Source organism: Streptomyces sp. NBC_01689 (assembly GCF_036250675.1).
GTDB lineage: Bacteria > Actinomycetota > Actinomycetes > Streptomycetales > Streptomycetaceae > Streptomyces.
Genome location: NZ_CP109592.1, coordinates 5386622 through 5412942 on the forward strand (window position 1 = coordinate 5386622; position 26321 = coordinate 5412942).

The window sequence follows — 26321 nt, forward strand, 5'->3', positions numbered from 1 at the left end:
CTCGTCGACGACATCCCGAGTCCTCGTTCCCTCACACCCTCAACATCACCTTCCCCACCAACCCCCGCCCCTCGATCGCCGCATGTGCCTCCGCGGCCCGTGCCAGGGGGAACACCCCGCCGATCACCGGTCGCAGTCTCCCCGTCGCGGCCGTCGTGTGGGCCTCGGACGTGAGGCGGTTGAGGTCCGCCGGATCGAACTGGACGTCCGCGATGCCGAAGAGTCCGATCGCGCGGCGGGCGGCGTCCTCCGTGTCGAGCGGGTGCGAAACCTCCCGACGCCGCTCCGTGCGCGGAGAAGCGGCCACCGTCGGCCGTGAGGGAGAGGGCGGCGGCGCCCAGGGCACCGCCCACCCCGTCCAGCACGACGTCCGCCCCCTCGATCTCCCGCCGAGTGCGTGGCGGGCGGACGCCGCCCAGTCGTCCCGGGTGGCGTCGACCGCCGCGTCCGCCCCCAGCTCTCTCACCAGGGCGAGCTTCTCCTCGCCCCGGGCCACCGCGATCACCCGCGCGCCCCGGGCTTGCGTCGGCTGGACGAGCAGGGTGCCCATGCCGCCGGAGGCGCCCAGGGCGAGGACACGGTCGGTCTCGCCGAGGGCCGTCAGCCCGAGCAGACCGAGTGCCGTGACACCGTCGTGGACCAGCGCCGCCGCGGGCAGGAGATCCAGCGGGTCGGGGACCGCCGTCAGGGCCGACACCGGGGCCACGGCCCGTTCGGCGCAGCTGCCCGTCACGAAGGAGGAGACCCGCCGGCCCAGCCACTCCGCCGGGACGCCCGCGCCGACGACCCGCACGACACCGGACACCCCGCCGCCTGGGACGTAGGGAGGCGTGACCGGGAAGTGGTCGCGGCCCCGTCCCGCCCGTATCTGCGTCTCCACGAAGATCGTGTCCACGTAGGCCACGTCGATCACCACCTCGCCCGGCCCGGGAACCGGATCGGGATGCTCTGCCGGGATCAGGACCTCGGGACCGCCGAACTCCTTGAGCTGCACCGCACGCATCCGAACGCTCCTCGACAGCGGTAGGCGTAGGGGGATGTCGCCGACAGTCTTCGACCTGAAGTCCGGTCGAGATCAAGAGCGGCCCGGTGCGACGCGCCCGGGGCAGGGTACCCGCGAGGGAGGCCCGTCGGTGAGACCTCGCGCCGGGGCGCCCGCGTCCGACCGGGCGGATTTCGGCGTGGCGTAGCGCACTTTTGCAAGCGGGTGCTTGCAATTGTTAGCGGAGGTGCGGCAAGGTGGAGCCATGGCATCGCTCAACGTCGGCAATCTCGGTGAGTATCTGCGTGAACAGCGGCGCACCGCGCAGCTGTCACTGCGGCAGCTCGCCGACGCCGCCGGGGTGTCCAATCCGTATCTGAGCCAGATCGAGCGCGGGCTGCGCAAGCCGAGCGCGGAGGTGCTGCAGCAGGTCGCCAAGGCGCTGCGGATCTCCGCCGAGACGCTGTACGTGCGGGCCGGCATCCTCGACGCCGAGCGGGACCGGGACGAGGTGGAGACACGTGCCGTCATCCTCGCCGATCCCACGCTGAACGAGCGGCAGAAGCAGGTACTGCTCCAGATCTACGAGTCCTTCCGCAAGGAGAACGGATTCGAGATCGCGCCGGACACGGTCCAGGGCACGGCCCAGGACCTGAGCCCGGGTGTGGTCCAGGAGACGGTGCAGGACCCGGCGCAGAACATATCGGACACCCGGCCATCGCCGGACACCGCTGTCCGCAGCCCCCGCACGGCCGACGGCAGCGATGCCGATCCGCAGCAGACCGCCGGTTGACCCCGTACCGGCGACGGCAGTGCCGCCGCCACCGGTACGGACCGGCGGCTCCGCGGCGGAGCACCCAAAACCCTCAGCTGAAAGCGACTCCGGGAGGATCACCGCCATGGCCATCACCGACGACATCCGCAAGGCCGCCACGGACCCGACCCCGCTGTACTTCCTGGCCGGCACCGCCGACCTGGCCGTCCAGCAGGCCAAGAAGGTCCCCGGCCTCGTGGAGCAGATCCGCACCGAGGCACCGGCGCGCATCGAGACCGTGAAGAACATGGACGCGAACACCGTCCAGGAGAAGGCCGCCTCCCGCGCCAAGGAGGCGCAGGAGACCATCCAGACCCGGGTCACGGACTTCATCAGCGGCCTCGACACCGACCTCAAGAAGCTCGGTGAGTCCGCCCAGGACCTCGCCCTGCGCGGTGTCGGCGTCGCCGCCGAGTACGCCGTGAAGGCCCGGGAGACGTACGAGAAGGTCGCCGAGCACGGCGAGCAGACCGTGCGGACCTGGCGCGGCGAGGCGGCCGACGGCATCGAGGAGCTGGCCGTCGCCGTCGAGCCGGACGCCCAGCCGCAGTCCGTCCCGGTCAAGGAGGAGCCGAAGCCGGCCGCCTCCGCGGCGCCCGCCTCGGCGAGGAAGACCCCGCCGGCGAAGAAGGCCCCGCTGCGCAAGCCCGCCGCCAAGAAGACGACCCCGCCCGCGAAGTGAACGACCGCCGCGAGCCCGCCCGCGCACCGGGTGGGCGGACGGCGTGGTGAAGCGGGGGCGGGCCGGGCACTCTCAGAGTTCCCGGCCCGTTCTCCGGGTACGGTGACCGTAGAGATGATTCGACCCGGGCGGTGGGCATAGTGCTGTTGACGGCATTCGGCGGCTTCATGTCGCTGATCTTCCTGGCCATTCTGGTGCTCGCCGTGGTGGCACTGGGGATGGCCGCGATCGCCCGCGAGGACGCGTACCGCGCGGCGGACAAGCAGAGCAAGATGTTCTGGCTGATCATCCTGGGCGTCACGGTGGCCGTGAACCTGCTGGTCCCGATGATCTTCCTGCAGATCGCCGGACTGGTCGCCACCATCGTCTTCTTCGTCGACGTGCGTCCCGCGCTCCGGCAGGTGTCCGGAGGCGGAGGCCGCCGCGGCGGAAGCAGCAGCGACGGCCCGTACGGCCCGTACAACGGCGGCCGCTGACCGCCTCCGCACGGGACACCACCTCGCACGACCCGACCACGGTCCCTCGGACGGCGCACGGCGCCCCGGGGGATCTGTGTCTGTGCCGTACGGACGGATGTTCTCTCCGTCCGGGCGGAATCCTCGCCGTACCGGCGGACGGTTCGCAAAGACGTACGCCCGTGTCGAGAAGGCGTACGTCACCGGGGACACCCGCGGAGCTACGGCACGCGGTCCAGCAGCAGGACCGCGACGTCGTCCGTCAGTTCGCCGCCGTTGAGCTCGCGGACCTCGCTCACGGCCGCCCGCAGCAGCTGCTCGCCCCGCAGGCCCTCGGCGAGCTGGCGACGGACCATGTCCACCATGCCGTCCTGGCCGAGCCGCTGGTTGCCCTCGCCGACGCGGCCCTCGATCAGACCGTCCGTGTAGAGCATCAGGCTCCACTCGCCGCCCAGCTCCACCTGCTGGCGCGGCCAGCGGGCGCCGGGCAGCAGGCCGAGCGCCGGGCCGCCGTTCTCGTACGGCAGCAGTTCGGCCGGGCGGCCCGGGCGGGCGATCAGCGGGGACGGGTGACCGGCCAGGCAGAGCCCGGCGCGGCGGCCGTCCGGCGCGATGTCGACCGTGCACAGCGTCGCGAAGATCTCCTCGCTCTCCCGCTCGTGCTCCAGGACCTGCTGGAGCGTCGAGAGCAGCTCGTCACCGCACATGCCCGCGAACGTGAGCGCCCGCCAGGCGATGCGCAGCTCCACGCCGAGCGCCGCCTCGTCGGGGCCGTGCCCGCAGACGTCACCGATCATGGCGTGCACGGTGCCGTCCGCCGTACGGACCGTGTCGTAGAAGTCGCCGCCGAGCAGGGCCCGGGAACGTCCGGGGCGGTAGCGCGCGGCGAATCGCAGCGAGGAGCCCTCCAGAAGGGGGGTCGGGAGCAGGCCGCGTTCCAGTCGCGCGTTCTCCTGGGCGCGCAGCCGGGACTCGGTGAGACGCCGCTCGGCCCTGTCGGAACGTTTCCTCTCCACCGCGTAGCGGATCGCCCGGCTCAGCAGCCGGCCGTCCAGCTCGTCGCGGAACAGGTAGTCCTGGGCGCCGACGCGCACCGCCTCGGTGCCGCGCTCGGTGTCCCCCGACGCGGTGAGCGCGAGGACGGCGTGCCGGGGCGCGAGCCGCAGGACGTGCTTGAGCGTGGCCAGCTCGTCCTCCGGGTCGGCCGCTCGGCCCGGCGCGGGCAGGGCGAGGTCGAGCAGGATGCAGTGGACGTCGTCGGTGAGCAGCCGCTCGGCCTCGGTGAGGTTGCGGGCGGTGCGGATACGGATCGGCTTGCCGGCCGCGTCGAGCATTTCGGGCACGCTCAGCGAACCGGCCGGGTCGTCCTCGATGACGAGCAGGGTCAGATGGGTGGGGCTGTCGACCGGGGTCGCGGCTCGGGGCGCCGGCACGGCTTCGGCCGGGCCGCCCGCCGCGTGTCCGGCGGGGCCGCCGGTCGGTTCTCCGGATGGGCCGCCGGGTGAGGACGCGGCTTGAGCCTGACCACTTTCCACGGCCGGGATCGCTCTCTGCCGCGGTATGGGTACGGGCATCGTCTGTTCCTTCCCTCCCCCCGAGGGCGTGGTGGGGCGAAGGTCCTCGACCCACCGACGGGGACCATAGCGGTAGCGGACGCCGCGGGGGAATGGTGCGCGGCGGGGCGTCCGGCAATCGGCCAGCGTCATATGCCGCATCCTGTACCGCACTTGGACAGGATGCCGGGTCGGTGAAGATGACGAACGTCACGTCCCCCGGCGGGGGCCGTCCGTTCCCTCGTGGGGCAGGTCACGTGCCGTGGGTCACGGCGGGACGGGCGTGTGCGGTCCCGGTCACCGGGCGGTCACGCGTGTATGCCGCGTTCGCCTCCACCGCGCGAGTCGCCGAGCCCGCCGTGACAGGTCCGGCGCCCGGTCCCGCACCTCGCGCACACCTCGCACGTCCGGCGGTCGTGCGTCCGGTCGGGCGACCTGAGCCAGGCCGTCCGGCGGTCGTGCGAACGGTGCGGTGGCACGCCTCGCCTGCCCGGCCCCCGCTTGCCCGGCCGGGCGGCCGGCCCCGCGCCTCCGGCGGTCACACCTCCGACCGGACGACCCGCCTCCCACACCCGGTCCTCACGCGTCCGGCTCTCGCCGAGGGCCCTCTGTCCGGCTCCCGAGGGGCGGCTCTCGCCGTGCGGCTCTCACGCGTCCGGCTCCCGCCGTGGGGTCCCCACGGCGTCCGGCCCTCGCCGAGGGGCCCTCACGCGTCCGGTCGTACGACGCCCAGTATCGGCATCGATCCCGCGCCCGCGATGGTCACCGTGCGCCCCGGCCGGGGCGCGTGCACGATCGCGCCGTCGCCGATGTACATCGCGACATGGCTGGCGTCGTCGAAGTAGATGATCAGGTCGCCGGGGCGCATGTCCTTCACGTCGACGTGCCGGAGCTGTTTCCACTGCTCCTGCGAGGTGCGCGGGATGCCGTGGCCGGCGGAGAGCCACGCCTGGGAGGTCAGCCCGGAGCAGTCGTACGACTTCGGGCCCTCGGCGCCCCACACGTACGGCTTGCCGATCTGGTCGGTGGCGAACTTCACGGCCTTTTTGCCCTGCTCGGACGCCTTGCCGCTGATCTCCGCGAGGACGCCGGAGCTGAGCCAGGCCGTCTGCGCCTTGTAGGCGGCCTCCTCCTCCAGCTTCGCCAGGCGCTCCTTCTCCTCCTTCTCCAGCTGGGACTCCAGCTTCTCGGCGGCGGCGATCTGCTTCTTGATCTTCTTCTGGGCCTCGGCCTTGGCCTCGCGATTGGCCTCCAGCTTCTGCCACTGGGCGGAGGCGTCCTTCGCGTACTGCTCCAAGTCCTGCTGGGTGCGGGCCATCTCGGCGAGCAGACCCTTGGTCGCGTGCTCGCCCTGGCGGACCCTGCCCGCGCCGTCCAGATACTCCTGGGGGTTCCTGCTCAGCCAGAGCTGCGCCTGGGGAGGCAGGCCGCCGCCCCGGTACTGCGCCCGGGCCGCGGCACCCGCCAGGTCCTTCAGCCGGTCGAGTTTCTCCTGGCCCTTGACGATCTCCTGGGCGAGGCCGACGATCTGGGCGGACTGCTGGCGGGCCTTCTCCTCGGCTGCGTTGTACGCGTCCGTGGCGACCGCCGCGTCGTGGTAGAGGTCGTCCAGCTTCTCGCGGATCGCCTCGAGATCCTTCTTCTTGCGGATCGCCTGGGGGTCCTGGACGGCCGCACCGCCCGCGCCGGACGCACTGCCCGACGGGTGGGGTGTCGGCGAGGATCCCGGTGTCGGGCTCGCGTACGCCACAGCCGGTGCCGACAGCACCGCGCAGGCACACGCCGCGACCATGGCCGCGGTGATCAGGCTCCGCTTGCCGGATCCCATTGCTCCGCCCCCCAACTGATTTACCGTCAGTAACTTATGGACGCCTGGGGAATCGTGCCATGTCGGCGCGCAAGGCGACAGAGGCGGGCAAGAACTCCCTTCCCCGTGTCGCGCATCCGCAAGACGATCTCCCGGACTGTGTGACGAACCACTCACCCGGTTCGTTCCGCGAGGTGGGTGAGGCGGGTGAGGCCCGCGAGCGTTCGCCGAAGCGTGCGCGCTCCGGACCCGGTCGTGCCCGCGGTCGTCAGGCCCCTGGCGCCAAGGCCTCCCAGCCCACCGTGACTTCACCCTGGCGCCAGCGGGCTATCGCGTCGGTCACGGGCCAGTCGGCCGCCAGGTCGCGGACCGCGCGGATCCAGCGCTGCCGCGCGCCGTACGAGGCGTAGGGCGCGGCGGCCGCCCAGGCGCGGTCGAAATCGCGCAGGAACGCGTGCACGGGCTCGCCCGGGACGTTGCGGTGGATCAGTGCCTTCGGCAGGCGCTCGGCGAGGTCGGAGGGCCGGTCGAGGGAGCCCAGCCGGGTGGCGAAGGTGACCGTGCGAGGACCTTCGGGGCCGAGCGCGACCCACACGTGCCGACGGCCGATCTCGTCGCACGTGCCCTCGACGAGCAGGCCGCCCGAGGAGCCGGGACCCGCCGGTGCGAGGCGCGCGCACAGGCGCTCCCAGACGGCGGCGACCTGCTCCTCGTCGTACTGGCGCAGCACGTTGGCCGCCCGTACGAGTACCGGCCGGCCCTCGACGGGGACCTCGAAGCCGCCGTGCCGGAAGGTGAGGCCCTCCCGCTCGTACGGCAGGGCCGCCGCGACTCTGGCCGGATCGATCTCCACGCCCACCACGCGGGTGCGCGGGGCGACCGTGCGCAGGCGGGTCAGCAGTTCCACCGCGGTCCAGGGTGCCGCCCCGTAGCCGAGGTCGACGGCCACCGGGTCGGCGCTGCCGCGCAGTTCGGCGCCGTGGACGGCCGCGATCCAGCGGTCCATCCGGCGCAGGCGGTTGGGGTTCGTGGTCCCGCGCGTCACCGTTCCCACGGGGCGGGATGCGGCGCGGGCTGTCATGCGTACGAGAGTAGGCGGCCGTGCGCGACGCCGTGCACGCCTGTGGACAACCTTCGCCCGTCTCCCACCCCCTGTGGACAAAGCTCCCGTACGCAACTCGCTATCGAACGGTTGAGCGACATTTGGCAATGATTCGGCAAAGGGGAAATGGAGCGGCCTGCTCCGGCGTTCCCCAGGATTGGAGGGTGCCCCGCGCCCTCCGTCCGGCATGCCCACAGCGAGGAGGAACGCCACGTGAGCCAGTACGTCAGCAGGCTCGGACGGCGCTCCCCGGCGACGTCGTCACGGCTCAGGCTGAACCGAAGGCCCCGTCGCGTCGCGATGCTCTCCGTGCACACCTCGCCGCTGCACCAGCCCGGCACGGGCGACGCGGGCGGCATGAATGTCTACATCGTCGAACTCGCCCAGCGCCTCGCCGCGATCAACATCGAGGTCGAGATCTTCACGCGGTCCACGACGGCCGCCCTCCCGCCGACCGTCGAGCTGGCCCCCGGAGTCCTCGTCCGGCACGTCGACGCGGGCCCCTACGAGGGCCTCGCCAAGGAGGACCTGCCCGCGCAGCTCTGCGCGTTCACACACGGCGTCATGCAGGCCTGGGCCGGGCACCGGCCCGGCTACTACGACCTCGTGCACTCCCACTACTGGCTCTCCGGCCATGTCGGATGGCTCGCCGCCGAGCGCTGGGGCGCGCCCCTGGTCCACGCGATGCACACCATGGCCAAGGTAAAGAACGCCGCGCTCGCCGAGGGCGACAGCCCCGAGCCGGCCGCCCGTGTCATCGGCGAGACCCAGATCGTGCGCGCCGCGGACCGGCTCATCGCCAACACCGCGGAGGAGGCCGGCGAACTCGTACGCCACTACGAGGCCGAGGCCGACAAGGTCGCCGTCGTCCACCCCGGCGTGAACCTCGACCGTTTCCGCCCGGCCGACGGCCGGGCCGCGGCCCGCGCCCGGCTCGGGCTCCCGCAGGACGCCCTGATCCCGCTCTTCGCGGGCCGCATACAGCCGCTCAAAGCCCCCGACGTGCTGCTGCGCGCGGTCGCCGTCCTGCTCGACGAGTGCCCCGAACTGCGCCGCAACATCGTCGTCCCGGTGGTCGGCGGTCCCAGCGGCAGCGGTCTCGCCAAGCCCGAGGGTCTGCAGAAGCTCGCCGCCCGGCTCGGTATCGCCGATGTGGTGTGTTTCCGGCCACCGGTCGACCAGGAGCAGCTCGCTGACTGGTTCCGGGCCGCGTCGGTGCTGGTCATGCCCTCGTACAGCGAGTCCTTCGGGCTGGTGGCCATCGAGGCGCAGGCGGCCGGCACTCCGGTGCTGGCGGCCGCGGTCGGCGGGCTGCCCGTCGCCGTGTGCGACCGGGAGACCGGTTTCCTCGTCCCCGGGCACGACCCCGCCGCCTACGCGCGCGTGCTGCGCGATTTCGCCGACGACCGCACGCTCCCGGCCCGGATGGGCGACGCTGCCGCCCGGCACGCGCAGCGCTTCGGCTGGGACACCGCGGCGGCGGCCACCGCGGACGTGTACACGGCCGCGGCGCAGACCCACCGCCGCGGGGTCCGCGGCCACCAGGGCTGACCGCCCGCGGTCGCGAGGGCCAACGCGCCCATTCGACGTCCAGAGCCTGCCCGTCCGCGCCGACCTGCGCCGATCCGCGCGGGGCCACGAGGACGGACCCGCGCGCAGCCGTCAAGACGGACCGCTTGCAGCGACCAGCACGGACTCGCGCGTATCCGCCAGGGCCGACCGCCCGCAGCCACCAGCACGGACCCGCCCCGCCCGGACTGCCGACCCGCCGGTCGTCGGACGGCCGACCCGTCCGCTGTCGGGCCGCTGACGTACGCTCGCCCCATGGCTGACGCAGCGTCGATCGTCGAGCGGACCCTCACCGAGGCCGAGCTGGAGTGGGAGAGTCCCGCGCCCGGTTCGTACGTCGTGAAACTGCCCGGCACGCGCAAGCTCTCGACGACGGTCTCGCTGATCGTCGGCAAGCACTCGCTCTCGCTGAACGCCTTCGTGGTCCGCCACCCCGACGAGAACGAGGACGGCGTCCACCGCTGGCTCCTGGAGCGCAACCTCAAGCTCTACGGCGTGAGTTACGCGGTCGACCCGCTGGGTGACGTGTATCTGGTGGGCAAGTTGCCGCTCGCCGCGGTCACGCCGGACGAGATCGACCGGCTGCTCGGTTCGGTCCTGGAGGCGGCCGACGGCTCGTTCAACACCCTCCTCGAACTCGGTTTCGCCTCCGCGATCCGCAAGGAGTACGCCTGGCGGGTCTCCCGCGGGGAGTCGACCCGCAACCTGGACGCGTTCACCCATCTGACCGAGCGTCCGACCGACTGACTCATGGTCCAGTCCAAGTAACTCCTGCACGCCCCCTTCCGGTCGGCCCTGTGCGATGGCATGCTCACGGCCGACGCAGATCTGAACGTCATTCACATCCATGGATGCGATGAGAGGCGGGCGGGCATGGGCGGGGAGCACGTGGGCATCGGCAGGCGGGTCCTGCTCGGCAGCGCGGTGGCCGTGGCGGCCGCCGCCGTGACCGGCGGACCGGCGTCGGCCGCGGCACGACCGGGCGCGACCGCCGCGGGCCCCCCGGCCACGGAGTCCGGGGCGACGGCGGCGGGCACGGGGGTCGCACGCACAGGGGCGCACGGCCAGGTCCCCGGAGTCTGGCGGGAGTTCGCCCGCGCTCCCTTCACCCATCCGCAGATCCCGTACGTGGGCCGGGCCGGCTTCCGGGGCGGGACGGCGCGCTTCCCCCGCCGTCCCGTGGTCGCCCACGTACGCGACTTCGGTGCCGTGGCGGACGACGGCGTGACGGACTGCGCCCCCGCGATCAACCGTGCCATCGCTGCTGCCGGCAGGGCCGGCGGTGGCACGGTTCTCATCCCGTCCGGCACCTTCCGCATCGACGGCCTGATCCGCGTCGGCCACTCGAACGTCGTCCTGCGCGGCGCGGGCAGCGACCGTACGACGCTGTACGCGACCAAGAACCTGACCGAGCTCATCGGGGTGTACGGCTCCCGCTACGGCGGCGACAAGTCCTCCTGGTCCTGGGCGGGCGGTCTCGTCTGGCTCGCGCCCACGGCCCGCCTCGACTCCCTGATCACCGCCGTCCGGGCGAAGGCCTGGCCGTTCGAGGGCTGGACCGGCAACCGCCGCGACGAGTGGGAGACGCTGACGACGGTGGCGCCCGCCCGCCGGGGTTCATGGACCGTGACGGTCACCGACCCCCGTCGCCTGAGGGCTGGCCGGCTCGTGCTGCTCCGTCTCGCCGACGACGTCGGCCACACCCTGCTGGAGCACATGGCGGGCGGCGGCCCCGGCCCCGAGGCGTACTACTGGGACGACAAGACGAAGCTGACGAGTTACGTCCCCTACGAGTGGCCCGTACGCGTCACCGGTGTCCGGGGCCGCGAGGTCACCCTGGAACGTCCTCTGCCGCTCGACATCCGCCCCGAGTGGGACCCGCGCCTGACCACCCATGTGGAGGCGCTGACCGGTTCGGGCGTCGAGGGCCTCACCCTGGAGGCCGTCGAGACCCCGCAGTCGCCGCACCTCCTGGACAAGGGCTACAACGGGGTCGTGTTCCAGTGCGCGTACGACTGCTGGGCGGACGACGTCGTCGTACGTCATGTGGACAACGGCTTCGGACTTGTGGCGGCCTCCGCCTGCACCCTGCGCCGCACCCGGGTCGCCGGCCGCGGCTCGCACCACCCGTACTTCTGCCGCGAGGGTTCGCACGACAACCTCGTCGAGGACTTCACCGTCGAGCAGCGCACGGTCCCGGCCCGGGCGGACACCCAGCTCCACGGCATCAACGTGGAGGGGCTCTCCTCCCACAACGTGTGGTCGCGCGGCGACATGCGGATGGGCACCTTCGACTCCCACCGCGGGATGCCCTTCGCCAACGTCCGCACCGACATCACCGTGAACAACAACGGCCGGCACGGCGGCGACGCCTCCGCCGGTCCGCTCTTCGGCGCCCGCTTCACCCACTGGAACATCCGCGTCACCAACAACCGCGCCGGCCTCGCCAAGATCGACGAGCTCGCCCCCTACAGCGCCACGGTCGGCGTCAACACCTGCACGGAGTTCGACCAGATCGACGTACCCGACTTCACCGGAGACCTGCACTCCCGCCTGGAGCTGTACGGGACGACGGACGTCGTACGGCCGCGCAACCTGTACGAGGCGCAGCGCGACCTCTGAGAGGCGTGGGCGCGCGGGGGCTCGCCGGCCTGTCCCGGGCTCACCGGTCCGACGGACTCACCGGCCTGCCCTGGGCTCACCGGTCCGTCGGGCTCAACGGTTCCGTGGGGTTCATCGGGCCGACGGGCCCGGCCGTGGGCGTGTTCCGCCGCGGTAGTGGCCCGGGGCGACCCCGACCAGCCGCTTGAACTGGCGGGTGAGGTGGGACTGGTCGTAGAAACCGGCCGTGGCCGCCACCTCGGCCGGTCTGCCGCCGTCCAGGAGCAGCCGGCGGGCGCGGTCCACGCGCCGCGACATCAGGTACTGGTGCGGCGCGATCCCGAAGGCACCGCTGAACGCCCGGACGAGATGGGCGGGATGGGCGTGCAGGAGCCGGGCGGCCTCGTCGAGGGAGACGCCGTCGACGAGCCGTGCGTCCAGCAGCTCGCGCAGCCGGTCGGCGAGGGTGGGGTCGGGGCGGGTCTCCTCGGCGGCGCGCGGCCGCAGATGGCCGCGCAGCCGCTCGGCGACCAGCGTCAGCCTGCTCTCGGCCTCCAGCTCGTCACCGGGGTGTGTGAGCGCGGTGTGCAGCTGGCCGACGCGCCGGCGCAGCAGCGGGTCGCGCAGATCGGGACCGTCCACCGCGGGCCCGATGAGGCTCTCGTCGAGCCGGCTCAGGTCGAGATAGAGGACGCGCTTGCGGAATCCGTCCTCGGTGACCGGCGAACCGTTGTGGGGGACGTGCGGCGGCAGCAGCGAGACCGTGTCGTGCGGGGTTCCGTGCTCGTGCCGGTCGAGGTCGTAGCGTACGGCGCCGTCGTCGACGATCAGCAGCGTCCAGGCCTCGTGGACGTGCATCGGGTACGCGTACTCGGTGTAGTGGGCGTGGAAGACCTCCACGACGCCCGGGATCCGCGGGCGCCACGCGAAGATCTCCCGCTGGGCCGCCATGCAAACAACGTACAAGACGGGGCCGTACGGCGGTCGGCAGTCTCGGTCCATGAGCACATCGGACAACGAGCCCATCCGTTTCGACACCAAGATCGCCGTGCTGCTGAGGGACGACCTGGAGCCCTGGCAGCGGCTCAACGTGACCGCCTTCCTGGTCAGTGGCCTCGGCGCGACCCTTCCCGAGGTGGTCGGCGAGCCCTACGCCGACGCGGACGGCATCCCGTACCTGCCCATGTTCCGCCAGCCGGTCATGATCTTCGAGGGTGGCAAGGAGACGCTGGCCGCGGCGCACGGACGCGCGCTGGTCCGGGCGCTGCCGCGGGCGGTCTTCACGTCCGACCTGTTCGCCACCGGCAACGACCGGGACAACCGGGCGGCGGTACGGGCCGTGCCGACCGCGGCACTGGATCTGGTCGGACTCGCCGTGTACGGGCCGCGGAACGGGGTGGACAAGGTGTTCAAGGGGGCGCGGATGCATCCCTGAGGGCGGGGTGGTGCGGGGCGGCCGTGTGGCGGGGCGGTGGTGAGCCCCGGCGGACCTGGGTGTGCCCCTGGGACCGGGACCGGCGGTGCGGACGCGTCCCTGGCCGGTGGGCGCGGCAGGTGCCCGTGAGGTCACCGCGTGGCGACCGGCCGGCACCCCTGTCGCCGGCCGGTCAGGCCTCCACCGCGGTCTCCTCGGCCGTGCCCGGTCCCGTCCTCGCACCGGACACCTTCGTCCCGGCGACCTTCGTCCCGGGAACCTTCGCCGGGGAAGCGTCCCTCAGAGGTGCCGCCGGTGTCGCCGAAGCGGCCGATGCCACCGGTGCCGCCACCACCGGTACGGCGGGCATCTGCGCTGCGGGCACGGCCGGTGCCGCCGGTACCGCGGGCACCTGGACCGCGGGCTCCTCCGCCGGGACGCGGCTCATCAGCAACGCGTAGCCGAGGCCCGCGGCCGTGCCCACCACCGCGCACAGCCCCCACAGCCACTCCGCGCCGAGCCGGTCGATGACGACGCCGGACATCAGGGGCGCGACGAGCGCGGCGAGCGACCAGGAGAGGGTGTACATGCCCTGGTACCGGCCGCGGCCGTGGGTGGGGGAGAGCTGGACGACCAGCCCGGTCTGCGTCGGCGCGTTGACGATCTCCGCCAGGGTCCACACGCACACGGTGAGCGCGAAGACGCCGACCGAGCCGGCGAAGGCGGTGAGCCCGAACCCGTACCCGGCGAGCAGTGAGGAGATCACGAGCAGCCGCCGCGGGTCCCGGTGCTGGATGAAGCGGGTGACCGGGATCTGCAGGGCGACGATGAGGACACCGTTCACGGCGATGGCCAGACCGTAGTCGGCCGGGGTGAACCCGGCCCGGCCCATCGCGACGGGCAGCCCCACGGACCCCTGCTGGAAGACGAGGGCGACCAGGAAGGACAGCCCGACGACGCTCATGAAGCGGCGGTCGCGCAGCACGGTCCCGAGCCCGGCCTCGTCGGCCTTCTCCTTGGCGGTGCGGACCGGCCGGGACTCCGGCAGCTTCGCGAACACGACCAGCGCGCAGACCAGCGTCATGCCGGCCTCGATGAGGAAGCCGGCGAGGTAGCTGAACTCGGCGATGAACCCGGCGGCCATCGAGGAGACCGCGAACCCGAGGTTGATCGCCCAGTAGTTGAGGGAGAACGCCCGGACCCGGTCCTCGGGCCGCACGATGTCGGCCATCATCGCCTGCACGGCGGGCCGCGAGGCGTTGCTCGCCATGCCGACGAGGAAGGCGACGGCGGCGATGCTCACCGGGTCGTGCATGAAGCCGAGCAGCGCGACGGAGGCCGCCGTCGAGGTCTGCGCGATGAGCAGGGTGGGCCGCCGCCCGAGCCGGTCGGTCATCACCCCCGCGCCGAGCGAGGAGACGACGCCGCCGAGGCCGTGCAGGGACGCCACGAGACCGGCGTACGAGGCGGAGTAGCCGCGGTCGAGCGTCAGGTACAGGGCCATGAAGGTGGCCACGAAGGCGCCGAGCCGGTTGACCAGGGTGCTGGTCCACAGCCACCAGAACTCACGGGGCAGCCCTGAGACGGTCTCTCGGACGGCACGTCTCATCACGGCTAGTGGCATGGCGGACCCCAGGTCAGGCAGGCGCGTAAGCGGCTCGGGCGGTGGGCACAACTTACGAGAGTCCGGCCCGTGAGGGCCACTCGATTAACAGAAGCCGTCAACCGGCGGACGTTCGCCAGAGCGTCGCTGTCCGTCTGCCGACCGGGGGAGCGGCGCGTCAGTCCGTTCCATTACGCTCGACGCCATGGCCGACGCACCGTACAAGCTGATCCTCCTCCGCCACGGCGAGAGCGAATGGAACGCGAAGAACCTGTTCACCGGTTGGGTGGACGTCAACCTCAACGAGAAGGGCGAGAAGGAGGCAGTCCGCGGCGGTGAGCTGCTCAAGGACGCCGGCCTGCTGCCCGACGTGGTCCACACCTCGCTCCAGAAGCGCGCGATCCGCACCGCGCAGCTGGCGCTGGAGGCGGCCGACCGCCACTGGATCCCGGTCCACCGCTCCTGGCGCCTGAACGAGCGGCACTACGGCGCGCTCCAGGGCAAGGACAAGGCCCAGACCCTCGCCGAGTTCGGCGAGGAGCAGTTCATGCTGTGGCGCCGCTCGTACGACACCCCGCCGCCGCCGCTCGCCCGCGACGCCGAGTACTCCCAGTTCGACGACGCGCGCTACGCGGCGCTCCCGCCGGAGCTGCGCCCCCAGACGGAGTGCCTCAAGGATGTCGTCGTCCGCATGCTGCCGTACTGGTTCGACGGCATCGTCCCCGACCTGCTGACCGGCCGTACGGTCCTGGTCGCGGCCCACGGCAACTCGCTGCGCGCCCTCGTCAAGCACCTCGACGGCATCTCCGACGCCGACATCGCGGGCCTGAACATCCCCACCGGCATCCCCCTCTCCTACGAGCTGGACGCCGACTTCAAGCCCCTCAACCCGGGCGGCACCTACCTCGACCCGGACGCGGCCGCGGCGGCGATCGAGGCGGTCAAGAACCAGGGAAAGAAGAAGTAACCAGACGCCAGCAAGCCCCCGACCTGTGAGTTCTTCGCGGGGCGGGGGCTTTTTGGTGGGGCTGGGTGTCTGTGGGTCGTCAGGCGCTTCGGCGGGTCGGCAGATGCGTCGGCGCGAGCGGCGGATGCGGATGTCGAGGACGATCAGCGTGACAGAGGGTGGGCGACCTCGGCCGGGACGTCGGCCCAGAGGGCGACTCCGGCTGATGAGCTCAATCGGCTCGGGGTCGGTCTGTGCTCCCGAGACGGCCGCCGAGTGCCGCCGCAGTGGTGGGGGTCCGTTTCGGGTGCCGAGGTCTTTGCCCGGACAGGTAAATTTCACGATCTTGAGATGGGGCATCGCATCGTGCCCGGCGCCTGAGAACCAGACTGCCTGCTGCAGGGATCAGTCGTCAGGCCGGCCGTCGGAGGTGCTCGGCGGTTGCCGAGGCGCCCACGAGGGCACCGCCGTCGCCGAGGGCCCGTCTCAGTCGGCGGGTCGGGGTGCCGGGAGCGGGGTGAGGAGGCGGCGTGGGGTGTTGATCGCGGTGGAGACCGGATCGCCCGCCGGGTCCGTCGGGCGGAAGCCGGGGCCGGGTTCGACGCGGATCTCCGGGACCGGGACGGCCGCGCCGCAGTCCTGGCAGCGGCCCTCGGGGTCGAGGAGGCCGCCGTCCGTGTCGTGCCGGAGGAGACGCTTGACCCCGTCCGGCGAGTAGAAGGATTCTCCCCAGTTCATCAGGGCGCGCAGGGCCGGCCACAGGGCGACGCCCTTGTCCGTCAGCCGGTACTCGACGCCACCGGCACCGCCGTCCTCGCGGGTGAGTACGCCTTCCCTCACCAGTGACTTCAGCCGGTCCGTCAGGACGGCTCGCGGGATGCCGAGCTGGGTCGCGAAGTCGCCGAACCTCCGGACCCCGTAGAACGCGTCGCGGACGATCAGGAGTGTCCACCGTTCCCCCACGACCTCCAGTGTCCTCGCCAGGGGGCAGTTCCCGTCCGCGTAGGTCTTGGGAAGCGTCATGCCCGCATTCTAGCAGCGGCGGTTCACTCACTGAACTGACAGTGCTACGGTGGCCCACAGGGGCAGTTCAGTCATTGAACTGACCGTGCCGGTCCTGAGGAGAGCGCTGCATGTACCAGTTCCTTGTTTCGTTCACCGTCCAGCCGGACCGGCGCGACGACTTCGTCCGGGCCGCCCGCAGGACCGCGCGCGACTCGCTCGCGAACGAACCCGGCTCCCACCGGTTCGAGATCGTCGCCGACGAGGAGAACCCGGACGTCTTCTACCTGAACGAGGTCTACGCCGACGCCGCCGCGTTCCGCGCGCACGCCGAGGGCCCGTACTTCGCCGCGTTCTTCGCCGATGCCTCCGCGTACGCGGCAGGGCCGACCTGGCTCATGAGGGGCGACGTCGTCCCCGACAGCGCCGTCGTCTGAGCCGCGAGCGCAGTGCGGGCCCCGGTCGTAGGCCGCGGCCACGGGTCGCGTCGCATGCCGTAGTCGATCACCAGGAACAGCGAGGTCCGTCATGTCGTCCGTGCTCATCACCGGAGCGTCCAGAGGCATCGGCCGAGCCATCGCCGTCGCGCTGGCGGGCCGGGGCCATCGGGTGATCGCCACCGCGCGCCGCCCCGAAACGCTGGCCGGCCTCCCCGTCGACCGGTGCCTGCGGCTCGACGTCACCGATCAGGAAAGCGTCGACCGGGCGGTCCGGGACGCCGGCGTCGTCGACGTACTGGTCAGCAACGCCGGCGAGACCGTGCGGGCGCCGCTGGAGAGCGTCCCGCTCTCCGAGGTCGAACGGCTCTTCCGGCTCAACACCCTGGGCGCGCTGCGGGTGGCGCAGGCCGTGCTCCCCGCGATGCGGGAGAGAGGGGCGGGCCGGCTCGTCTTCGTCTCCAGCATCCAGGGGCGACTGGTGCTGCCCTTGATCGGTCCCTACGCGGCCGGCAAATGGGCCCTGGAGGCGCTCGCCGAGACCCTCGCCATCGAGACGGGGCACTTCGGCGTCAAGGTGAGTGTCGTGCAGCCCGGCGCGGTCTCCTCGGGCGGCGGCGAGCGCGCCAGGGTGTTTCTCGGTGAGCACGATCCGTACACCCCGCTCCACCGGGCGCTTCCCGCACTCCGCGGTGAACTCGTCACCCCGGAGGAGGTGGCCGCCACGGTGGCCGACACGATCGAGCGGCCCGATCCCCCCTTGCGCGTACCGGCCGGCGCGCCCGCCGAGCGCGTCCTGCTCGCCCGCAAGGAGGCTCCCGAGAACGAGCCCTTCCTGGCTGCCGAGATCGACTGGTAGGCGGCGGGCAGCGGGCTGCGGACGCCGGACTCCGGTGACCGGCGGGCGCCGGTGGTGGGCAGCGGCCCGGGGACGTCGGTGGCCCGGAGACGTCGGCGGCTCGGAGGGCGTCGGTGGCCGGAAGCGTCAGCGAGTGGTCGGGGCGGGTTCGGCCGTGCCGTGGTGTGCCTCCCGGTTCCAGTGGGTCAGGGCCCGTTCCGCCGCCGGCAGTGCCCGGTGGCCGGGTGACGTCGTACGGAGGGCGTCGACCAGGGCGGACAGCAGGGCCGCGGCCTGCCGGGGTGAGCCCGCGGCCCCGGTCGTGACGGCGTGGTTGCGACGGACGTCGACGCTGAAGTCGTCCAGCGGGCCCAGGACTTCGGTCGCGTCCCGGGCCAGGTCGGCCAGGACCGCAGCCAGTTGGGGCAGGACCGCCGGATCGGGCACGAGGGCGTCGGGTGACGGCTCGGTGAGTCTCTTGAGGCGTTGGGCGAACGCGCCCCGGGCGCGCAGTCCCGCCGGTGTCCGACCGGTGCCGTGGGCCGGGTTCACCGCCAGCGCGATGTGACCCGAACCGTCGACCGTCTGCTGATGGGGCGCGGGGTGTCCGGTGGGGACGATGCCCGCCAGGGGGGACGGGGTGGTCGGCAGGACCACCGCCAGCCGGTCGTAGAGGGCGGAGAGGCCGAGATGACGGGGGCCGTCGGGGATGCCCTCGCCGAGGACCCGGAGCAGTTCCCCGGTGAAGCCGGTGAGTGTTCCCCCGGGCGGGAACAGCGCCTTCCGGGTACGGCCGCACGCGGTGAGCAGATGGATGCCGTGACCGTCCGGGCCGAGGGCGCGGCCGGAGAAGCAGCAGTCGAGGATCGCGACCTTGTGCCGCGCCGGGTACTCCCGCATCAGGCTGGCGACCTCGGTGAACGGCAGGGACGGATTCGGATCGCCGCCGCTGCCGTACTGGCCGGAGGGTGTCAGCGCCAGGCAGAGCCGGTCGTCCCGGCCGAGCAGTCCGTGGCCGCAGTAGGCGAAGAGCAGCAGGTCGACGTCCGGGTCCCGCGCCATGCGGCGCAACGGGTCCAGTACCTGACGGGTGTCGGCGGGCTCCGCGACCACCGTGGTCCGCCGCGGGTCGAACACCCCGTGTTCGCCGCCCAAGGCGGCGCCGAGGGCCCGGACCGTGGTCACGGCCTGGGGGATCGGGGACAGCCGGCTGGGGTGGACGTGCCGGCCGGTGCCGACGAGCAGCGCGGACGCGGCCGCGGGACGCCAGAGCGGCCAGGTCACTCGCCCGCTCCGGGCGGGGCGGCGACGAACCCGGACAACTGGGTCATGACTGAAGCCAGTTGACTCTCGTCGTCGACCGCTCCGCTGATCCGGGTGCCGTCCGGACGTACCACCTCGAACTCGATCCGCCGGTAGGCCGAGCGCCGCTGCTGCAGCCAGAGGAAGAACGCGTTGGTGACCGCGGCGATCACCGCGGTGGAGGCGTTGACGATGTCCACGGCGACGGCGACGTCGCCCAGTTCGCCGGGGGCGGGCGGCGCGGTGCGCACCCCTGCCCGGCCGCCCAGCTGGTCCGTGTCGTCGATCCACTTCGCCAGATCCCGGTTCAGGGCGTTCGCCTGGGCCTCCGACCCCGGGAAGGTGAAGGTCAGAGCGTTCTCCGGCGGCTGGGACGCGGGGGATTCGGGCATGTCCGACGGCTCCTGATCGTGGGTCGGGCGGTACGGGTTTGGGCGGTACGCGGTACGCGGTACGCGGTACGCGGTGGGCGGTATGCGACAGGCGGTGTGCGGGGGCCGTCAGCCTCCCGGCCCCAGGTCGGCCCAGTCGGCGTCGGAGCTGCCGAGGGAGGTTCCGTGGCGGGGGGTGTCCGGTGCCCGTCGCCGCAGCGCGAAGAGTTCGGGCTCCCCGGGCTCCTCGTGGGGCAGACGGAAGACGGCGGCGGCCTCGTCGGCGTCCACCAGGTCGGCGAGGGTCGTCACCAGACCCGGATCGCTCAGCCACAGCTGTCCCGCGGACGGCGCCCGCAGGAACACGGGAACCCCCTGCCAGTAGGCCTCCCGCTGCCAGTCCCGGTTGACGCCCAGCAGATTGCCGCAGGCCACCCGGTGGTCCTCCGCGCTCTGCGGACGGACGACGACCGCCCCTGAGCCCGCCGGCGCCACGGTGTGACCGATGAGGCCGGTCAGGACGTCGGACATCGGGGCCGGACCCTCGGCGGCGACCGAGACGCGCACCCGGTGCAGCCGCCCGGCGTATCGCCGCGAGGCCGCGTCGTACAGGGCGTGGGCCTCCCGGGCGAAGAGGTCGCCCGGAACGGGACCGCCGTACAGGGGATCGGGCGGCCCCGGCACCGCGAGGGTCCCGAACGCCTGCGCCCTCATCGCCAGTCCCTCGGCGAGTCCGGCCGGAGCGGAGCACGGTTCGAGGCACACGCTGACCACCGTCCGCCGTGGCTCCGTGGCCAGATGGGCCCATATCCGGTCCCAGGAGGGATCCTGGGCGTCGAACCGCGAGACCGCGGTCGCGACGCGTTCCGCTCCCCAGGCGCGGGTCAGCGTCCGGCAGGTGATGCGTTTGCGGACCTCGGCGATCGCGCCCCACTCCGGTACGAGCGGGGCGAGCAGGCGCGCGATCTCCCCGGTGTCCTCGATCCGGGTCCCCGTCACGTGCGGCGGGAACCGCGCCAGGACCGGAAGGGCGTCCCGCGCGGCCCGGACCGCGGACGCCGGGTCGGCGCCGTACACCTGGGCGATGACGAAGGCCTCGATCCGTCCGCTCGCCGGATCGCTGACGAACCGCAGATCCCAGCGGGCGGTGGTGCGGTCCGTCCAGAGGGCCGCGAGCCAGGACCGCTCGGCGGCGATCCGGTCGGCTCTGCGCCGGGCTTCGGAGAACTCCGGGTAGAGGCCCCCGGGCAGCGGGGCGGGGCTCAGCGCGAAGGCGACGTAGGCCCAGTTGTCCCCGCCGGGCGCGCCGCGCAGCAGGACGCCCCGCTCGTCCTCGGGAGCGGTTTCGGCCATCAGTTCTTCCCCCTTGGTCCCCTGCGTCTTCCTGGTCCCCTGCGTCTTCGCGGTCCCGCCGGTCCCGCTGATTCCGCCGGTCCTGCCGGTCCTGCCGGTCCCCGCTGATTCCGCGCGTCCCACGGCTGTCGTGCGTCCCACGGCTGTCGCGCGTCCCACGGGTTCCGCGCGTCCCACGGGTGTCGCGGGTTCCGCGGATTCCGTCGGCCCGCCGATCCCGTCCCGACAGGACGACGCCTGCCCCCGCCCCGACCGACCCGCCGCCGGCCCGCGCCGCGCGTGGCGGAGCGGGCCGGCGGACCGAGGTGCCTCAGGCCCAGGGCTGCGCGCCACCCGCCTGCGCGCCACCGGTCGGGTGGCCGCCCGTCTGGGTGCCGCCCGCCGGAGTGCCGCCCGCGGGCGGTCCCCAGGCGCCCGTGGGAGCGAGGCCCGGCGTCGGCGCGGACTTCGCGTGGTCGGCCTGCACCGGGGGAAGTCCCTGCGGGAAGGCGTAGGTGACGGGCACCACGACCTGGTCGACCGCGGTGGCCAGCCCCTCGCGGCACGCCGCGTGCACCGCCTCCCGCATGGCCCGGACGCCGTCGGTGCGCATCATGATCCGCTCGGGGCTCAGCCGGCCCATGATCGACGCGATGAGGTCCGACACGAACCCCCCGATCAGGACGTACCCGCGGCGCGAGCGCCACATCTGCCATCCCAGGTAGAGGCTCGTGCCGTACGAGAAGACCGAGACGTACGCCTGGCACTTGCCCTCCGAGAGCACCAGGCGGCTGCGCACCTGGTCCCGGCCGAGGCCGGTGGCGATGACCCGCTCGGCGCGGTCGACGGGGATGTGGCGGCGCGCGAGCGTACCCGCGATGGAGACGTACGCGGACTCGAGGGACCCGCTCCGGTCGGCCAGCAGAACCCGCCACTCGGCGATGGGCTCGACGAGCCGCACGCCGAGCAGGGTCACCCAGAAGGCGATGCCCGAGGCGATGTACGCCAGCACGGCCATGGCGGCGAATCCCCCGCCGCTGCCCGCGACGAGGAGGACGAGCCCGAAGAAGAAGAGCGGCAGGAACGTCAGGACCGAGGCGAGGGCGGCGTAGACGAACAACGTCAGCAGCAGCCGGAAGCCGACCGAGTCGTCGAGGGTGGCCTCCACCGGCATGTGCTTGAGGTTCTTGTCGAGATACGCGGCGTTGGCGTCGCCGCCTCTCCACCCCGGCAGGCTCGTGTATCCGTTGTCGTTCACATGTCCCCCCAGGCGGTCACGAATCCGAGGTAGCGAGGATTACCCACCGTTGACCGATGGTCACTCACCTCTACAGGTCTCGAAATTGTGACAATCCAACTAGAGGGAACGAGTACTGATTTGAGGGGCGAACTCGCGATCTTCCCCCCGTGGGCCCCTCCCGCCGTACAGCGGAACGCGCGGGCGGCGCACCGGCGCGCGCGGCCCGCCTGAGCGTCGATCCTGTTGTCTTCTGATAGTCAATGTTCCACTTGGTCCGCTCTTGTCCTCGGAGGGCGCGGCCGGGTGGCATCTCTGTGTTCGATCCGTTCGATCCGTTCGATCCGCGAACCCCGCGTCACGACGGCACCTGACGCGGCAGCACGAGAAGAGGGAGACCATGGGCTGGACGCGCACGCGCACGCACACACGCACACGCCGGACGGCAGCGGCGGCGGTTCTCGCGGGCGCGATCGCCCTCGTCTCGACGACGCTTCCGACGGCCCACGCCGGAACGCGGACCGGAGCCGCGCGGTCGTTCACGACCGTGGCGGACGCCCGGTCGGCGGCGGCCCCGTCGTCCGGATCGCCCACGGCGTCCGTATCGCACGCATCCCCCGTAGCGCCCGCACCGCGCCCCCCTCGCCTTCCCCGGGACTTCCGGGGGAAGGGCCGATGGATCGTGCGGGACCTGGGCATCACGGTCCCGTTCACCTGGGAGGGGAGGAACGGCGACAGCCAGATGGTCGCGGGGGGTCCGCAGTATCCGATCTGGTTCACCAACCTGATCTACCGGGGCAGCCTCTACACCCTGACCTACAAGTGGCCCGGTCTGACCGAGCATCCGTGCTCACAGATCCCGGGCTTCGACCTCGACCGGTTGAACCAGGCGTTCCGGGGCGCGCGCTTCGTCGGACGGGAGATCCTCCAGCGCAGCCCCGCCCGGTACGTGAACCACTGGCGCGTCGGTGTCGTCCTGCCGGAGCTGCCGCCCGGCAAACACCTGCGGCTCCCCCTCGCCCTGGGTGACATCTACGTCGACCAGAAGGACCGGGGCACGTTCTGGCAGGTGCTGCAGTTCGGCGTCCAGAACCTCTACGACCCCGCACTGGACGAGTGGCTCGTGATGAACACGTTCGAGCACCGGCCCGGCACGGTCAGGCTTCCCCCGCGCTGCTCACCGCCCCCGCTGACGCAGGGCCGGGCGGCGTACGTCGCCGGCGCCCGGGGACGGTGACCACGGGGGTCCACGGCGGGGCGGCCGTACGCGGGATGAGCGGGGCGGCCGCCGAACCGGTCCCTGACTCCCCGCATCGCTGCCTCCCCGCCTCCCCGCATCGCTGCCTCCCCGCCTCCCTGCCCCTCGTCGTCCTGAGCCCCTTGGCCCCTGAGCCCCTCGGTCCCTCGGCCCCCGGTCCGCCGGGCCTTCCGGGCCGCCCGGGCTCGGGTGGTGGCGGCGCAGGGGGCGGTATACGTTCGGACATGGGGTGGCGTCGCGCCGTCGTGCCTGCTCGCGGCGCCGGTCTCGGGCCTGCCACAACCCCTTGCCATGAGGTGCACTCATGAAGATCCAGGACTCCATCGCCCTCGTCACCGGCGCGAACCGCGGGCTCGGCGAGCAGTTCACGCGGGAGCTGCTGGCCGCCGGAGCGGCCAAGGTCTACGCGGGAGCCCGCGACCCGGCCAAGGTCACGGTGCCGGGGGTGGTTCCGGTCGCCGTGGACATCACCGACCCGGAATCCGTACGGGCCGTCGCCGACCTGGCCCAGGACGTGACGCTGCTGGTCAACAACGCGGGTTCGACGACCCGGGCCGATGTCCTCACGGCCGATCTGGACTCGTTCCGCACCGAGTTCGAGACGCACGTTCTCGGCACCCTCGCCATGTGCCGGGCCTTCGCGCCCGTCCTCGGGCGCAACGGCGGCGGCGCGATCATGAATGTACTGTCCGTGCTGTCCTGGGTGTCGGTCACGGCCAGCGCCGGTTACGCCGCGGCCAAGTCCGCCGAGTGGTCGGTGACCAACGCCTTGCGGGTGGCGCTCGCGGACCAGGGCACCCGGGTCACCGCCCTGCACGTCGGCTACATGGCGACGGACATGGCCGCGAAAGTGGCCTCCCCGAAGGCCGATCCGATCGAGGTGGCCCGCGCCGGGCTGGACGGAGTCGAGGCCGGGCTCGACGAGGTGCTCGCCGACGACGCCAGCAGGCAGGTCCAGGCGGCGCTGTCGGAGGGGCCGGGGGCGCTCTACCCCCAGCTGTCCGGACGGCCCGGGCTGATCTGACCACCCCGCCCGCGGGGACACGTCCGCTCCCGCCCGCGGGGACACGTCCGCCGGTGCGCCTCAACCCCGGTACGCCCGCCGCCTTCTGAGCCACCGCGCCCCAAGAACCCTCAGCGCGCCACGAGTTGCTGGCCGCCGTCGATGTCGTACGTGCCGCCGGTCAGCGCGCCGTTGCCCATGATGTGTACGGCGAGGGCGGCCACGTCGGCCGGCACGACGACCCGTCGGATCGGCAGGGTGGTCCGCAACTCCTCGCGCCGCGCCTCCAGCCGGCCGTCGAGGAGCGTGGCCGACAGGGGAGTGTCGACGAACCCGGCGGCGATGAGGTTGACCCGGACCGGTGCGAGTTCCAGGGCCAGGTCGGCCACGAGGGCGGGCAGGGCCGCGGTGAGGGCGGAGGCGACGGACAGGCCGACGCCGGGACGCCGGGCGCCGGTGCCGCCGACGAACAGCAGGGTGCCCCCGGCCCGGACCTTGTCGCGGCTGTGGATGCCGACCGCGAGCGTCATGGCGAGCCGCTCGCCCACGTGCCGGCCGGCGTCGACGGGGTCCATCTCCGCCAGGGGCCGGTAGAACGGGCCGCCGGCGGTGACCATCACATGGTCGACCGGCCCGGGAAGGTCCTCGAAGAACTCCCGCAGCCGCTCGGTGTCGGCGGCGTCGAACGCGGCCGTGGCGAGCGGGTCGAGCCCGCTCGCCGCCTGCCGCAGCCGCTCGGGGTCGCGGCCCGTCAGGACGACCTGGCCACCGTCCGCGCGGACCCGGCGGGCGGTCTCCAGCCCGATGCCCGCGCTGCCGCCGATCACCACGACCGTCCGGCCGGTGAGGTCGTAGGGACGGGGGGGCTCCGGGACACCGGGGGAGTCGGTCATGACCGCTAGTCCTCCTGCTGGTCGTCCAGGGTGACGTGGAAGGTGAGCTGCCGCCCCGTCACGGCCGCGGGGACGGTGCGCGTGCCCGCCGGGACGGTGTGCACGAAACCCCGGGCCGAGCGGTAGTCGCCGGTGCCGCCGGTGATGGCGAGGTCGACCGCTGAGGGGACCGGCAGGTGGAGCAGGGCCTGTGCGGTGATCTGGCCCCGCGGCAGGGCGAAGGTGCCGATGCACTGGAGTTCGCCGGGCTTCGTACGGATGTACGTGCAGACGACACTGTGGTCGCCGGTCTTCTTGCCGTCGCGGTAGAGGTCCTCGGAGATGACGACCCCGTCGCCCGGACTGAGCCCCTTCTTGCCCACATCGAGGCTCTCGGAGCCCGTCTGCCGGGCGTCCAGCTGGATGATCTCCGTGCGCAGACGGATCCTGCGGTCGGTGTCGGAGAACGAGGAGGCGGCGGGCCGAGCGGTCGACGCCGTGGAGGCGGTGACGAGGAGGGTGGCGCCCAGAGCGGCTGCCGCGCCCAGGGTGCGTGTACGGGACTCGCGCATGGAACGTCTCCCATGTGCTCGGAGATGTGCCTTTCGCGGCTTATTTTACCGGTCGGTACGATCCGGTGCCCGGCGCGCCTTCCCTGGTCGCGGGGACCGGTCCACGACGGAACGGAGAAAGGGCCCCGTCGTGGTGACGGGGCCCCGCTCGATCCGTGTGACCCTGCGGGCCCGGGTGTCCGGTCAGCCGCACTGGCAGGGGTTGCCGGACTGGCAGCCGCACCCGCAGCCGGAGCCGCAGCCGCAGGCGCCGAACAGGGGGAGGCTCTTGACGTCGGCGGGCTGTTCGGTGTCCCGGTCCAGCGTCGGGTCGGGCGTGGCGGGGGATTCGGCCATGGGGTCCTCCCTCAATGAGGCCTCAGCGAGGCATCGAGGCATGCGTGTGGGTGCCTACGCCTATTCCATGCCCGTTCTGCCGGGCGCATCAACGGCGCACTGAGGCTCGCGGGCCTTCCCGCGGACCCGGAGCGGACCCTTCCGCCCGCTTCCGGTCCGGTCCGGCGCCAGGTCCGCTCCCGGAAGTCCGTTCCGGGGCCGGACCGGCCGCGCACCGGCCCCGACCCTCAGGA

General features: G+C 72.7%; 26 protein-coding genes. 12 read left to right on the forward strand and 14 right to left on the reverse strand.

The annotated features are described in order from the left end of the window. Positions 1–31: 31 nt before the first annotated feature. Positions 32–1003: a zinc-binding dehydrogenase gene (locus OG776_RS22945; protein WP_329326477.1), complete on the reverse strand. Its 972-nt coding sequence runs from the start codon at positions 1001–1003 to the stop codon at positions 32–34. Positions 1004–1247: 244 nt separating this feature from the next. Between OG776_RS22945 and OG776_RS22950 the strand changes: the two genes are divergently transcribed. From OG776_RS22950 to OG776_RS22960, 3 genes are all read left to right on the forward strand, one after another. Next, the gene (locus tag OG776_RS22950; RefSeq protein WP_329322475.1) at positions 1248–1775 is read left to right on the forward strand and encodes a helix-turn-helix domain-containing protein; all 528 of its coding nucleotides are present in this window, start codon (positions 1248–1250) and stop codon (positions 1773–1775) included. Between the two features lie 106 nt (positions 1776–1881). After that, positions 1882–2478 (forward strand): hypothetical protein, encoded by a 597-nt coding sequence (locus tag OG776_RS22955; protein WP_329322476.1) that lies wholly within the window; start codon positions 1882–1884, stop codon positions 2476–2478. Between the two features lie 140 nt (positions 2479–2618). Then, positions 2619–2954, forward strand: a complete 336-nt coding sequence (locus OG776_RS22960; RefSeq protein WP_148009072.1) for a DUF2516 family protein — start codon at positions 2619–2621, stop codon at positions 2952–2954. A gap of 200 nt (positions 2955–3154) precedes the next feature. On the opposite strand, the gene OG776_RS22965 is transcribed toward OG776_RS22960, so the two are convergent. The 3 genes from OG776_RS22965 to OG776_RS22975 all read right to left on the reverse strand — a co-directional run bounded on the left by OG776_RS22965 (position 3155) and on the right by OG776_RS22975 (position 7374). Continuing rightward, a complete protein-coding gene (locus tag OG776_RS22965) occupies positions 3155–4507 on the reverse strand; it encodes a PP2C family protein-serine/threonine phosphatase (protein ID WP_187285601.1) in 1353 nt (450 codons plus the stop codon). Between the two features lie 685 nt (positions 4508–5192). Beyond that, positions 5193–6314 carry a C40 family peptidase gene (locus tag OG776_RS22970; protein WP_148009070.1) on the reverse strand — a complete coding sequence of 374 codons (1122 nt, stop codon included), beginning with the start codon at positions 6312–6314 and terminating at the stop codon, positions 5193–5195. A 247-nt stretch (positions 6315–6561) separates the two neighbouring features. Then, positions 6562–7374 carry a class I SAM-dependent methyltransferase gene (locus OG776_RS22975; protein ID WP_148009069.1) on the reverse strand — a complete coding sequence of 271 codons (813 nt, stop codon included), beginning with the start codon at positions 7372–7374 and terminating at the stop codon, positions 6562–6564. Between the two features lie 234 nt (positions 7375–7608). Between OG776_RS22975 and mshA the strand changes: the two genes are divergently transcribed. The 3 genes from mshA to OG776_RS22990 all read left to right on the forward strand — a co-directional run bounded on the left by mshA (position 7609) and on the right by OG776_RS22990 (position 11586). Next, a complete protein-coding gene (mshA, locus tag OG776_RS22980; protein ID WP_329322477.1) occupies positions 7609–8946 on the forward strand; it encodes a D-inositol-3-phosphate glycosyltransferase in 1338 nt (445 codons plus the stop codon). A 273-nt stretch (positions 8947–9219) separates the two neighbouring features. Continuing rightward, a complete protein-coding gene (locus OG776_RS22985) occupies positions 9220–9711 on the forward strand; it encodes a YbjN domain-containing protein (RefSeq protein ID WP_148009067.1) in 492 nt (163 codons plus the stop codon). A 126-nt stretch (positions 9712–9837) separates the two neighbouring features. Continuing rightward, complete coding sequence (locus tag OG776_RS22990; protein ID WP_329322478.1) at positions 9838–11586, forward strand: glycosyl hydrolase family 28-related protein; 1749 nt, start codon at positions 9838–9840, stop codon at positions 11584–11586. Positions 11587–11697: 111 nt separating this feature from the next. On the opposite strand, the gene OG776_RS22995 is transcribed toward OG776_RS22990, so the two are convergent. Beyond that, entirely contained in the window at positions 11698–12516 is an 819-nt protein-coding gene (locus OG776_RS22995; RefSeq protein WP_148009066.1) for a helix-turn-helix domain-containing protein, read from the reverse strand. Here OG776_RS22995 and OG776_RS23000 point away from each other — a divergent pair. Further along, complete coding sequence (locus OG776_RS23000; RefSeq protein ID WP_148009065.1) at positions 12515–13000, forward strand: DUF2000 domain-containing protein; 486 nt, start codon at positions 12515–12517, stop codon at positions 12998–13000. The two genes, OG776_RS22995 and OG776_RS23000, sit on opposite strands and share 2 nt — an antisense overlap. Positions 13001–13172: 172 nt before the next feature. Here OG776_RS23000 and OG776_RS23005 read toward each other — a convergent pair whose 3' ends face one another. Then, positions 13173–14603, reverse strand: a complete 1431-nt coding sequence (locus tag OG776_RS23005; RefSeq protein ID WP_187285599.1) for an MDR family MFS transporter — start codon at positions 14601–14603, stop codon at positions 13173–13175. A gap of 184 nt (positions 14604–14787) precedes the next feature. Between OG776_RS23005 and OG776_RS23010 the strand changes: the two genes are divergently transcribed. After that, positions 14788–15549 (forward strand): phosphoglyceromutase, encoded by a 762-nt coding sequence (locus OG776_RS23010; protein WP_148009063.1) that lies wholly within the window; start codon positions 14788–14790, stop codon positions 15547–15549. Between the two features lie 465 nt (positions 15550–16014). Here OG776_RS23010 and OG776_RS23015 read toward each other — a convergent pair whose 3' ends face one another. Further along, the gene (locus tag OG776_RS23015; protein ID WP_148009062.1) at positions 16015–16551 is read right to left on the reverse strand and encodes a winged helix-turn-helix transcriptional regulator; all 537 of its coding nucleotides are present in this window, start codon (positions 16549–16551) and stop codon (positions 16015–16017) included. A 110-nt stretch (positions 16552–16661) separates the two neighbouring features. Between OG776_RS23015 and OG776_RS23020 the strand changes: the two genes are divergently transcribed. Both OG776_RS23020 and OG776_RS23025 read left to right on the forward strand, forming a co-directional pair. Then, entirely contained in the window at positions 16662–16967 is a 306-nt protein-coding gene (locus OG776_RS23020) for a putative quinol monooxygenase (RefSeq protein WP_148009061.1), read from the forward strand. Between the two features lie 91 nt (positions 16968–17058). Then, positions 17059–17826, forward strand: coding sequence for an SDR family oxidoreductase (locus tag OG776_RS23025; protein WP_148009060.1), 768 nt, complete (start codon positions 17059–17061; stop codon positions 17824–17826). Positions 17827–17952: 126 nt separating this feature from the next. On the opposite strand, the gene OG776_RS23030 is transcribed toward OG776_RS23025, so the two are convergent. From OG776_RS23030 to OG776_RS23045, 4 genes are all read right to left on the reverse strand, one after another. Further along, positions 17953–19089 carry a caspase, EACC1-associated type gene (locus OG776_RS23030; protein ID WP_329322479.1) on the reverse strand — a complete coding sequence of 379 codons (1137 nt, stop codon included), beginning with the start codon at positions 19087–19089 and terminating at the stop codon, positions 17953–17955. Then, positions 19086–19499 carry an effector-associated constant component EACC1 gene (locus OG776_RS23035; RefSeq protein WP_148014713.1) on the reverse strand — a complete coding sequence of 138 codons (414 nt, stop codon included), beginning with the start codon at positions 19497–19499 and terminating at the stop codon, positions 19086–19088. Before OG776_RS23035 ends, OG776_RS23030 begins: the two co-directional genes overlap by 4 nt. A gap of 108 nt (positions 19500–19607) precedes the next feature. Beyond that, the gene (locus OG776_RS23040; RefSeq protein WP_148014714.1) at positions 19608–20831 is read right to left on the reverse strand and encodes a hypothetical protein; all 1224 of its coding nucleotides are present in this window, start codon (positions 20829–20831) and stop codon (positions 19608–19610) included. Positions 20832–21141: 310 nt separating this feature from the next. Next, complete coding sequence (locus tag OG776_RS23045) at positions 21142–22068, reverse strand: hypothetical protein (RefSeq protein WP_148014715.1); 927 nt, start codon at positions 22066–22068, stop codon at positions 21142–21144. A gap of 661 nt (positions 22069–22729) precedes the next feature. Here OG776_RS23045 and OG776_RS23050 point away from each other — a divergent pair. Together OG776_RS23050 and OG776_RS23055 are read left to right on the forward strand one after the other, a co-directional pair. Then, positions 22730–23284 (forward strand): hypothetical protein, encoded by a 555-nt coding sequence (locus OG776_RS23050; RefSeq protein ID WP_148014716.1) that lies wholly within the window; start codon positions 22730–22732, stop codon positions 23282–23284. 325 nt (positions 23285–23609) lie between these two features. After that, a complete protein-coding gene (locus OG776_RS23055; protein ID WP_329326479.1) occupies positions 23610–24329 on the forward strand; it encodes an SDR family oxidoreductase in 720 nt (239 codons plus the stop codon). A gap of 110 nt (positions 24330–24439) precedes the next feature. Here the strand turns inward: OG776_RS23055 and OG776_RS23060 are convergent, their stop codons facing one another. The 3 genes from OG776_RS23060 to OG776_RS23070 form a co-directional block, all read right to left on the reverse strand. Then, complete coding sequence (locus OG776_RS23060) at positions 24440–25201, reverse strand: SDR family oxidoreductase (protein WP_148009057.1); 762 nt, start codon at positions 25199–25201, stop codon at positions 24440–24442. 5 nt (positions 25202–25206) lie between these two features. Continuing rightward, entirely contained in the window at positions 25207–25752 is a 546-nt protein-coding gene (locus OG776_RS23065) for an allene oxide cyclase barrel-like domain-containing protein (RefSeq protein WP_148009056.1), read from the reverse strand. Between the two features lie 183 nt (positions 25753–25935). Further along, positions 25936–26088, reverse strand: coding sequence for a hypothetical protein (locus OG776_RS23070; protein WP_187285597.1), 153 nt, complete (start codon positions 26086–26088; stop codon positions 25936–25938). Between the last annotated feature and the right edge of the window lie 233 nt (positions 26089–26321).

What these genes read in the sequence shown, in the direction of transcription:
- OG776_RS22945 (WP_329326477.1), bottom strand. Translation starts at nt 1,003, where the DNA reads ATGCGTGCGGTGCAGCTCAAGGAGTTCGGCGGTCCCGAGGTCCTGATC.
- OG776_RS22950 (WP_329322475.1), top strand. Translation starts at nt 1,248, where the DNA reads ATGGCATCGCTCAACGTCGGCAATCTCGGTGAGTATCTGCGTGAACAG.
- OG776_RS22955 (WP_329322476.1), top strand. Translation starts at nt 1,882, where the DNA reads ATGGCCATCACCGACGACATCCGCAAGGCCGCCACGGACCCGACCCCG.
- OG776_RS22965 (WP_187285601.1), bottom strand. Translation starts at nt 4,507, where the DNA reads ATGCCCGTACCCATACCGCGGCAGAGAGCGATCCCGGCCGTGGAAAGT.
- OG776_RS22970 (WP_148009070.1), bottom strand. Translation starts at nt 6,314, where the DNA reads ATGGGATCCGGCAAGCGGAGCCTGATCACCGCGGCCATGGTCGCGGCG.
- OG776_RS22975 (WP_148009069.1), bottom strand. Translation starts at nt 7,374, where the DNA reads ATGACAGCCCGCGCCGCATCCCGCCCCGTGGGAACGGTGACGCGCGGG.
- OG776_RS22985 (WP_148009067.1), top strand. Translation starts at nt 9,220, where the DNA reads ATGGCTGACGCAGCGTCGATCGTCGAGCGGACCCTCACCGAGGCCGAG.
- OG776_RS22990 (WP_329322478.1), top strand. Translation starts at nt 9,838, where the DNA reads ATGGGCGGGGAGCACGTGGGCATCGGCAGGCGGGTCCTGCTCGGCAGC.
- OG776_RS23000 (WP_148009065.1), top strand. Translation starts at nt 12,515, where the DNA reads ATGCAAACAACGTACAAGACGGGGCCGTACGGCGGTCGGCAGTCTCGG.
- OG776_RS22995 (WP_148009066.1), bottom strand. Translation starts at nt 12,516, where the DNA reads ATGGCGGCCCAGCGGGAGATCTTCGCGTGGCGCCCGCGGATCCCGGGC.
- OG776_RS23005 (WP_187285599.1), bottom strand. Translation starts at nt 14,603, where the DNA reads ATGCCACTAGCCGTGATGAGACGTGCCGTCCGAGAGACCGTCTCAGGG.
- OG776_RS23010 (WP_148009063.1), top strand. Translation starts at nt 14,788, where the DNA reads ATGGCCGACGCACCGTACAAGCTGATCCTCCTCCGCCACGGCGAGAGC.
- OG776_RS23015 (WP_148009062.1), bottom strand. Translation starts at nt 16,551, where the DNA reads ATGACGCTTCCCAAGACCTACGCGGACGGGAACTGCCCCCTGGCGAGG.
- OG776_RS23020 (WP_148009061.1), top strand. Translation starts at nt 16,662, where the DNA reads ATGTACCAGTTCCTTGTTTCGTTCACCGTCCAGCCGGACCGGCGCGAC.
- OG776_RS23025 (WP_148009060.1), top strand. Translation starts at nt 17,059, where the DNA reads ATGTCGTCCGTGCTCATCACCGGAGCGTCCAGAGGCATCGGCCGAGCC.
- OG776_RS23035 (WP_148014713.1), bottom strand. Translation starts at nt 19,499, where the DNA reads ATGCCCGAATCCCCCGCGTCCCAGCCGCCGGAGAACGCTCTGACCTTC.
- OG776_RS23040 (WP_148014714.1), bottom strand. Translation starts at nt 20,831, where the DNA reads ATGGCCGAAACCGCTCCCGAGGACGAGCGGGGCGTCCTGCTGCGCGGC.
- OG776_RS23055 (WP_329326479.1), top strand. Translation starts at nt 23,610, where the DNA reads ATGAAGATCCAGGACTCCATCGCCCTCGTCACCGGCGCGAACCGCGGG.
- OG776_RS23060 (WP_148009057.1), bottom strand. Translation starts at nt 25,201, where the DNA reads ATGACCGACTCCCCCGGTGTCCCGGAGCCCCCCCGTCCCTACGACCTC.
- OG776_RS23065 (WP_148009056.1), bottom strand. Translation starts at nt 25,752, where the DNA reads ATGCGCGAGTCCCGTACACGCACCCTGGGCGCGGCAGCCGCTCTGGGC.
- OG776_RS23070 (WP_187285597.1), bottom strand. Translation starts at nt 26,088, where the DNA reads ATGGCCGAATCCCCCGCCACGCCCGACCCGACGCTGGACCGGGACACC.